The sequence below is a fragment of the Psychrobacter sp. 4Dc genome, from assembly GCF_002836715.1.
GTDB lineage: Bacteria > Pseudomonadota > Gammaproteobacteria > Pseudomonadales > Moraxellaceae > Psychrobacter.
Genome location: NZ_PJAT01000088.1, coordinates 39,954 through 48,714 on the forward strand (window position 1 = coordinate 39,954; position 8,761 = coordinate 48,714).

General features: G+C 42.3%; 11 protein-coding genes. 6 read left to right on the forward strand and 5 right to left on the reverse strand.

Features of this window, described 5'->3' with window-relative positions:
- The first annotated feature begins 352 nt into the window (after nt 1-352).
- A complete protein-coding gene (locus CXF61_RS06285; RefSeq protein WP_227526616.1) occupies nt 353-2,035 on the forward strand; it encodes a M48 family metalloprotease in 1,683 nt (560 codons plus the stop codon).
- A 42-nt stretch (nt 2,036-2,077) separates the two neighbouring features.
- On the opposite strand, the gene CXF61_RS06290 is transcribed toward CXF61_RS06285, so the two are convergent.
- Together CXF61_RS06290 and rpsU are read right to left on the reverse strand one after the other, a co-directional pair.
- Complete coding sequence (locus CXF61_RS06290) at nt 2,078-2,527, reverse strand: GatB/YqeY domain-containing protein (protein ID WP_102094673.1); 450 nt, start codon at nt 2,525-2,527, stop codon at nt 2,078-2,080.
- A gap of 202 nt (nt 2,528-2,729) precedes the next feature.
- A complete protein-coding gene (rpsU, locus tag CXF61_RS06295; protein ID WP_010195908.1) occupies nt 2,730-2,945 on the reverse strand; it encodes a 30S ribosomal protein S21 in 216 nt (71 codons plus the stop codon).
- A 698-nt stretch (nt 2,946-3,643) separates the two neighbouring features.
- Here rpsU and CXF61_RS06300 point away from each other — a divergent pair.
- The 4 genes from CXF61_RS06300 to crcB all read left to right on the forward strand — a co-directional run bounded on the left by CXF61_RS06300 (nt 3,644) and on the right by crcB (nt 6,486).
- Complete coding sequence (locus CXF61_RS06300; protein WP_165597580.1) at nt 3,644-4,018, forward strand: hypothetical protein; 375 nt, start codon at nt 3,644-3,646, stop codon at nt 4,016-4,018.
- Nucleotides 4,019-4,143: 125 nt separating this feature from the next.
- On the forward strand, nt 4,144-4,668 hold the full coding sequence (locus CXF61_RS06305; RefSeq protein WP_165597581.1) for a c-type cytochrome: 525 nt from the start codon (nt 4,144-4,146) through the stop codon (nt 4,666-4,668).
- 343 nt (nt 4,669-5,011) lie between these two features.
- Entirely contained in the window at nt 5,012-6,070 is a 1,059-nt protein-coding gene (gene tsaD / locus CXF61_RS06310) for a tRNA (adenosine(37)-N6)-threonylcarbamoyltransferase complex transferase subunit TsaD (protein ID WP_165597582.1), read from the forward strand.
- Nucleotides 6,071-6,114: 44 nt separating this feature from the next.
- Nucleotides 6,115-6,486 (forward strand): fluoride efflux transporter CrcB, encoded by a 372-nt coding sequence (gene crcB / locus CXF61_RS06315; protein WP_101205094.1) that lies wholly within the window; start codon nt 6,115-6,117, stop codon nt 6,484-6,486.
- Between the two features lie 242 nt (nt 6,487-6,728).
- Here crcB and CXF61_RS06320 read toward each other — a convergent pair whose 3' ends face one another.
- On the reverse strand, nt 6,729-7,367 hold the full coding sequence (locus CXF61_RS06320; protein ID WP_011954796.1) for a tetratricopeptide repeat protein: 639 nt from the start codon (nt 7,365-7,367) through the stop codon (nt 6,729-6,731).
- A 33-nt stretch (nt 7,368-7,400) separates the two neighbouring features.
- A complete protein-coding gene (locus CXF61_RS06325) occupies nt 7,401-7,751 on the reverse strand; it encodes a hypothetical protein (protein ID WP_036600603.1) in 351 nt (116 codons plus the stop codon).
- Between the two features lie 162 nt (nt 7,752-7,913).
- On the opposite strand from CXF61_RS06325, the gene CXF61_RS06330 reads away from it, so the two are divergent.
- Nucleotides 7,914-8,120, forward strand: a complete 207-nt coding sequence (locus CXF61_RS06330) for a DUF7336 domain-containing protein (protein WP_165597583.1) — start codon at nt 7,914-7,916, stop codon at nt 8,118-8,120.
- A gap of 88 nt (nt 8,121-8,208) precedes the next feature.
- Here CXF61_RS06330 and CXF61_RS06335 read toward each other — a convergent pair whose 3' ends face one another.
- On the reverse strand, nt 8,209-8,478 hold the full coding sequence (locus CXF61_RS06335) for a hypothetical protein (RefSeq protein ID WP_165597584.1): 270 nt from the start codon (nt 8,476-8,478) through the stop codon (nt 8,209-8,211).
- Nucleotides 8,479-8,761 lie beyond the last annotated feature (283 nt).

Here is an 8,761-nt window from a genome sequence, read left to right on the forward strand (position 1 = left end):
TCCATCAATCATAGATTATGAGGTCGTCATCACAGTCACCTAAACCTACTATCATTGTTGCTTATTATACCAAATAGCTAATGTATAGTTGCAGTTGAATATAATCAACGCTGCGTTCGGTTCATTAGAATCATATAACTAAGAGTTGTACGATTAGCAGTTGCCCGATTAAGTGTTATACGTTTGAGATTTACTGCACAAATAATAGCCCAATGAATAATTACACAGCCATGTTGCGCAATCGTGACGGGTGGCTAAGTTATTGGTAGTTAAGTGCATTGTAGAATTGACCTTGGATAAACAAGCTCGTATAGTCGAAAAGACGTCGTCAATCATCTTATAGGATATGCACTTGTACCACGCTCATAGAACGAAGCGACCCGACAGTAATAACTCTTTAGTAGCCAAAAACTCTGTAGGCTTGCCACTCATGCTGTCTAAGCAAAAAGGTAAACGTCATTTCATGAGTGTAGCTTTGCCAAATAGTATCAAGGTAGGACTATCAATGATGCTGCTAGCCATGGCCAGCGGTGCATATAGTCGTGAGAGCCAAATGCTGCCATTGGCTGATAGCTCGTGGCAAGTCACAGATCCGCAAACGCTAGATCTACCAAATCTGCGCGGACAAGGCTTGAGCTTTGCTGAGCAATATCAGAATAAAATGCTTGGTGAATGGTCATTACAGAATATCAATGGCCGCGTCAGAATGGAGCATGATCCTTGGGTACAAGAAACGATAAAAGACATGACATGGCGTCTCAATGCCCAAGCTCGTCAGCAAGCACCGCTTGGCGTTGTTATCATTGATAATCCTAGTATTAATGCCTTTGCAGCGCCTGGTGGCGTAATCGGTATCAATACTGGGACGATACTGTCAGCTAGTAGCATGGATGAGCTGGCAAGCGTTGTCGCGCATGAAGTTGCGCATATCAGTCAACGGCATTACGAAAGCGGCGCTGACGAACGTAAAAAAGCCTTGCTGATGCAGCTAGGCGGTATGCTAGCTGCGATTGCTGCCTCAGCTGTCGATGGTGATGCCGCTGCGGCTGTGATGATGGGCAGTCAGACAGCCTCTATGAATAGCAGCATGGCGTTTAGCCGTAGTAACGAACGCGAGGCTGACCGAGTAGGGATGCAGATTATGACCCAAGCGGGTTATGATCCTCGGGCGATGCCACGGTTCTTTGCCACGATGAATCAACAGAGTCAGTTAAATCAAGTTGAGAATCAATTCTTACCGAGCTTTGTACGCTCACATCCTCTGAGTAATGAGCGGTTGAGCGAGTCACAAAGTCGCGCTCAGCAATATCCAACGCTCTCATTGAGCCAACAGCAGCGCCATCAAGCATTGTTTGATTTACTGTATTGGCGTGTGCAAGCGACTGGTAAACATGCCTCTGAAGTCACGCTGACAACGGCTGCTAAAAACAGTCTTGGAGCTAAACTTGCGCTAATGCATTGGTATGGAGAGCAGCAACGCTTTACAGATGCTAATAAGGTATTGGCTGAGATAAATGCGTTATCAAGCACACAGCGTCAGAGTTTAGAGCCTTTATTGTCGATTACCCACAGTCAGCTATTGAGTGAACAAGGAAAATGGCAACAAACCGTAGATGTCTTAGAGAGTCAACAGCGCCTATATCCTGAGCGCCGTGATTTACGTCTTTATCTGGCCGAAGCACTGACTAACAGTAATCAGCCGATAAAAGCCCAAGCGCTGTTAAAACCACTAACAGAACAGCAGCCAAGCGACCGTTATGCATGGCAAAGCTTGCAACTTGCCAATGAAAAACTTGCTAAGACCACCACGTCACCACAATTAGCCAATATCGCGACGATTAATGCATTGCGCTATCGCAGTTATGATCAGCTATGGAATGGGCGCTATGAGAGTGCGCTGACCTCTTTGACACAGGCCAAACAATTGACGGAAAATCTGCAAACTACAGATCAGGCCAATAGTGCGCGTCCGTTATTGGCTAATATTAATGCAGAACTCAAAGCAATAAAAACCGCCCAAGACTTTAAGCCTTAGACGGTTATTTGTACAGATTAGCCTGCCAATCAATAGCAAGTGCTAGCCTTGTAGCGCTTCTTTGACCATTTTAGAAATCAAAGCAGGATCAGCACGGCCAGCTGTTTTATTCTTCAAAACACCCATGACGCTACCCATATCACGCATAGACGTAGCACCTTGCTCAGCGATTTCAGCATTTACCAATGCCATGATCTCGTCTTGATTCATTTGCTGCGGCATAAACTCGTTGATGATATCAATCTCAAACTGCTCTTTGGTAGCCAAGTCATCACGGCCATTTTCTGTAAAGATAGTTAGTGACTCTTGACGCTGTTTTAGCTGTTTTTGCAAAACTTCTAATACTTGGGCATCATCAAGTTCTGTCTGACGGTCAATCTCGATTTGTTTCACTACTGACTGTACATTGCGCAGTACTTTGACGCGCTCAAGCTCACGAGCTTTCATTGAAACTTTGATATTATCTGATAACGTCTGTTTAAGTTGGCTCACTGCTATTATCCTTATCGATCTGTTAAATGCTATTCGTTAGAGGTCGTTTGTTAAATTTTAGAACAAAACCTGCTGATAGTGGTTTTAATAAAAAATTATGTCAGCAGTAATAACAAAAATTGTAGCATAAAAAACGCCACTGATATCGATTGATAACAGTGGCGTTAGTGTAGCGCTTGTACTTAGCTAATCAGATTACTGATTAGTACATACGAGTGGTACGAATAGTTTCGCGTTGTAACTTCTTCTTATAACGCTTTACGGCAGCAGCTTTTTTACGCTTACGTACTTGCGTTGGTTTTTCATAAAACTCACGCTTACGTACGTCTGATAATACACCAGCTTTTTCACAAGCACGTTTGAAACGACGGATAGCGATATCAACTGGTTCGTTTTCTTTAACCTTAACTGCAGGCATGAAGACTCCTCGATTAGGATGAGATATAAGGGCATTAGTTTGGCTGTGTATTAGTATTTAGCCGTAATATCTCAAGATTACAGGCATCAGCTCAAACTAGGACAATTCTCACGCATTAGCGTAAGGGCAGGTATTTTAGTAAAAAATACCAACAAAGTCAATGATTTTAAGCATTTATTGCCGATAAGGTATTCAATTAGATAGCTATTTGAATTTGGCTCTCAAACTATGAATTCGACATATATGCAACGCTTTATCAATAAAAAACCCCTACCGTCTATAACGGTTTGATTGGAGTTTATGCTATGATAATTCCCATATTATAGGGTCTATTGAACATGCAAATATTAGGTCTGCTGATGGCTAAAGTTACACCAAACTAGGCGAAAACCGACGATAATGTCGAGACCTTAGCTAGGTTTTCAACAACGGTTGGGGTAATTTTAGCATCAGCCTTGAGAACGGATCGAGCAAAGCACTGCTTTGCCCGTTCGCAAGGCAAGAGCTGTGCTCGAGTGGAGGACAGTACTCTTTTTTGTCAATATATGGCGAAATAATTTAACCTAGAATGACTAGGCTTCAACAATTTCACTGCATATTGTCTAAAAAATAGTGACTGCCAGCACCACATTTGAAAGTTCAATAGACCCTAGTAAGCCTATGAACCGTTTTGTGTGTATTTTATTGAGGATGTTGGAATGAAAAAAACAGTATTTAACACGGCATTAAGCACGGCACTTATCGTAGCTTTAGGTGTGAGCGTGAGCGCTTGTAGTGGCGGCGAAGAGCATGAAGAAGTAATGGCAATCGATCGCGTTGACGAAGCTGCTGAACTTGCCATCAAAAATGCGCCGCCAGCTGAAGAAATGGAGTTCCCAGAGACAGCACCAATGCCAGCAGCTGATGCAGCGGGTACAGAAGCTGGCGGTACAGCTACTGCCGAAGCAGGAACGGCTGACGCTGATACTGCAGAAGAAGCAGCAGCTACCGATAGTACGGATACAGCCGCTGCCCCTACTGACAGCGCTGATATGGCGGCTACTGACGACACAGCTGTAGCCACTGCTGAGTAATTTAGTGGTCAATTGACCATTAGCTCAATGGGCTATTAAACAGTCATTAGTCATATATGTAAGTACTTTAAACTGATATAACGCATCACTAATTGATTACAGACTGATTAAGTAAGGGTAAAACTATGATTGATATACAACCGTATATGAACAAGCTGAAATTGTCTGTGATCGGCATGAGCGTGGTATTTGCCGTGAGTGCTTGTAGCGGAGATAACACAGCCACTGAAGAGTCTACAGCAGCCAATGAACCTGCTACCGCTATAGAAGAGACAGCTGTAGCAGAAACCGAAGGCACGACGCCTGAGTCTGTGGTTGATCCAGAATCAGAAGCAGCAACAGAGTCTGCCGACATAGTAGATGACGCAGTAGCAACACCTGAAACTGATTCTGAGCCTGAAGTGTTGGCAGCAGATGCAGGTGCCAAACTGTATGAATCAAACTGTCAGGTTTGTCATGCTGCAGGTTTGCTCGATGCGCCAAAATATGGTGATACAGCGGCTTGGTCAGCTCGTCTAACCAAAGATAAAGAGACGTTGTACATGCACTCGGCTAAAGGCTTTAATAAAATGCCAGCGCAAGCGGTAAACGGTGTCAGCGAAGCACAAGTTAAAGCGGCTGTTGATTATATGCTAGCGTCGGTAAGCTGATACGATATATATAGAGTATGTCAGCTATTGAAATTTGCTAAACTGGCCGTCATTGTGACTGACAATGACGGTCTTTTTATGCACGTTTTTTGTCATGCCAGTCTGAGAATATACAGCTGTATTAAGCGAATTCGAGATAGTGTGTGGCTGATTGTATTATAGTCGGTGAACTACTAAACCGCTACGGCGTTACCCTCCTTAGATGTACTACTTGTACAATCTGCAGTCGGCTGCCTTGTACTCATTTTAGAGTTCTTTGACTATAGTTATCCAATTTCTCAAAATGATGTAAGATAAAAGTGCGACAAAAATAGCACGAAAACGAAAGTATAAAGGCAAAAGTATGAAAGTATTGGGCTTAGAGACCTCTTGTGATGAAACGGGGCTGGCGATTTTTGATAGTGAGCAAATAAATAGCGACAACCAAGGTTTGGTCGGGCAAGTACTGTACTCTCAGATTGAGCTGCACGCACTTTATGGTGGCGTTGTGCCTGAGCTTGCTAGCCGCGATCATATTCGTAAGCTCGTGCCGTTACTCAATGAGCTGCTAGAACAGTGCGATATGAAAAAAAGCGAGATTGATGCGATTGCCTATACTAAAGGACCTGGTCTTATTGGTGCATTGATGACAGGCGCACTGTTTGGTCGTAGCTTGGCATATGGTTTAGATATTCCAGCGATTGGTATTCATCATATGGAAGGGCACTTACTTGCGCCGCTGATGGGTGCAAACCCTCCGGCGTTTCCTTTTGTCTCGCTATTGGTATCTGGTGGGCACACGTTACTGATTGCTGCTCATGGTGTTGGACAATATGAGATATTGGGCGAGTCGATAGATGATGCGGCGGGTGAGTGCTTTGATAAAGCAGCTAAAATGTTGGGTCTTCCTTATCCTGGCGGTCCTAATATTGCTAAGCTGGCAGAAGCTGGTAATCCTGACGCTTACGCACTCCCAAGACCAATGCTCCATCGGGGTCTAGACTTTTCGTTTAGTGGCATGAAAACAGCCGTGCATAATCTGATTAAAGATACACCATGCTCGGGAGGGTCGGGTAATGGCGCTGATAGTGATCCACAAGTTCGCGCTGATATTGCTGCCAGTTTCCAGCATGCAGTGGTCGACACGCTAGTGAAAAAATGTGTCAAAGCACTTAAGCAAGCAGATATGAGCCGCTTAGTAATTGCGGGCGGGGTCAGTGCCAATACTCATCTGCGTGAGATGTTAGAGGCTGAACTGGCTAAGATCAATGCAACGGTTCATTATGCACCGCCTGCGCTATGTACGGATAATGGCGCGATGATTGCTTATGCAGGTTTTGAGCGCTTGCAAGCAGGACAGTCTGATGATTTGGCCGTTAGCTGTATTCCGCGTTGGCCGATGACAGAATTGCCAGCTGTGTAATTGAGCCTTTTGTTCAATACGTTTATATGAATTAAGGACAGTCTATGCAGTGGCTTGCTATTGGTTTGGGCGCAGCATTCGGTGCTTGTTTGCGAGCTTGGCTATCGCGTTTTAATGCTTTGCACGGTTGGGTGCCACTCGGTACCCTGAGCGCCAATATCTTAGGCGGACTGCTGATAGGGCTTGCGCTAGTATGGTTTGAGCGCATGGGAAGCAATTTATCTGATCATGTACGCGTGTTTGTGATTACCGGATTTTTGGGCGGGCTAACGACCTTTAGTACGTTTAGTGCAGAGGTATTTGGCTTTATCCATGACGGGCGGCTGCTGGCAGGATTAGCGCTCATCGGCCTGCACGTTGGACTGACATTATTAGCAACCGCGCTTGGCTTTTATTTCTTTAAGTGCGTACTTTGAGCTTGTATCGATATCACCTGCTTAATGAGTGGTCTGATTTAAGTGGTTACCGAAATACAGTCTGTTTTAAATGGTCTGTTAATGAGTCTAGAGGGCATAATGACTGGTTCCGCTGGGGTATATCTAAAAAATTTCTGCTAGTTGTCTGACTAAAACTTCCCAAGCTTGAGTGTACGGCATCGACGGCAGGGGTCAGTAGGTTATAACCCTAATTTTTGAGGAGGTATTTAGATTTCAGATATCTATTTTTGATAAAGTCTTCGATACTCAGCACAGGCAAACGGATATCCATTGCTGCAAGACTTTTGATACCATTCTAGCGCTTTGTTTTTATCCTGCTGTATATTGATACCCTTCTCATAGAATACTGCCAGCCCTGATTGAGCCATTGGAAGATCCTGCAAAGCTGCCTTGCGCGTCCACTCAAAAGCCTTCGTATCACTTTGGGTTGTACCTTTACCTTTAAGGTACATATCTCCAATTTTTGATTGGTATAAGTCAATACCGTCATTGGCTAAGTTTTGATATAACTCAAACGCTTTAGCATCGTTTTGATCTACGCCTTGACCCTTCTCATACATCAATGCCAGCATCCCCTGCATTTCTTTATGTCCATGGTTAGCTGCTTGTTGTAACCAATAAAATGCTTTTGAATAATCTTGAGGAACGCCTCTACCATAGTAGTATATAAGCCCTAATTCCGCTTGGCTTGAAGCATCTCCTAGATTAGCTTGTAATGTGAGATTTTCAAAATCCTTCTCAACATCAGATTTTACGGTTGGAACATTGTTTTGAGTGCTCTCCCTCTGAGTATCAATAACTTTAGTACACCCTGTCAGCATAATACACGTCAGCAAAAATACTGCTAGTCTCTTTTTCATGACTGCTTGTCCTTTTAGTTAATCAAGGTAACACTAACCTTTTTTAACTGACCTTGAGTGTGGAAATATCGTAACTATTACTAATACAATGCCAGCTACAACTAAAATTAATGGACTCAATTGCAGAATATGAACTGAACCAAATATAAGAAAATACATACAAACTGCTATAACCTGAAAATCGTAAGTATGGTCTTTAAAGAATTTAAATATAATAATTAAAAGAAGCGCTATACCTACTATAAGGAAGAAAGTTCCATCAAGAAACATGTCTTTCATAAAAAAATAATAGATCACAGCAAATATGATATAAATGCCTAAACCAATTTTTCTATGAATTGAGTTTTTCTGTGTGGACTTAGTATTTTCTAATTCATCTCTCATAAAGCCATTAACCCCTATCATCTAACATAAAAATATAAATTAACAATTTTTACTGTTGTTGGAATACGTTAGATCCTTATATAGGTAACCAAACCAGTGAGAGTGCCTGATAGGTCCCTTATAGGTATAGTTGATAACCGTTATTTTTTATGGAGGTTTGTAATGGCCACTGTTGTATATCTTCTTGAGCACACAGTTAAAGGCTTAGATGATAGTACTAAAATGCTAGGTATCTACAGTACGAGAGAAGAAGCAGAAAATGCGATAAATTTTCTTAGTAATAAACCAGGTTTCAGGGACTCATTAGACGATTTTTTAATCGATGAGTATGAGATTGATAAAATCTGTTGGTCTAGTGGTTTCGGCTAATGGCCCTGATATAAGCTATCCTACTGTAACTATGAGAATACAGTAGGATTTAAATGGACTGCTTTATCGCACCGTATATTCTTCTAATTTAGAATATTACGGTCATACCGATAGCAGTGATAGTTGATATAAGAAAAGAGCCAACTACTAACCATTGTGCGACATTATTATCTCTTTTGAAAAAAATATATTTAACGATGGAGACAACTAAAAAAATCAAAATCGCAGGTAATACAACTCCATCCCTAGTTATTATCTTATCGAAAACTAACATCAAAGCTACGAATAAAATAACATAAGCAAAGGCTACGGAGGATGCTAAACCTAGAGGATCTAATACATCTGTCTTTTTACCCATGTTAAAACACCTATCCTTAAATATGGTTGTACTGTGAGATAGTAGCGTCATAGCGCACCGATCACGAATAGAATATGTATGGTAAGTACACCATGAAGTACACTGTGGCTATTTCAGCGAGTTAAAGCGTTGATACCATTCGCCCACAGCTTAGCGTTCAAGTCCTCACTAGGGTACCGAACCAGTGAAAGCGCCTGATTGGTTCGCTGTAGGTATGTCTTAATATGACAATACATTTAAGACAGTTAGTTTAGTTGGCTCATATCCTTGTCTATCAGAGTAC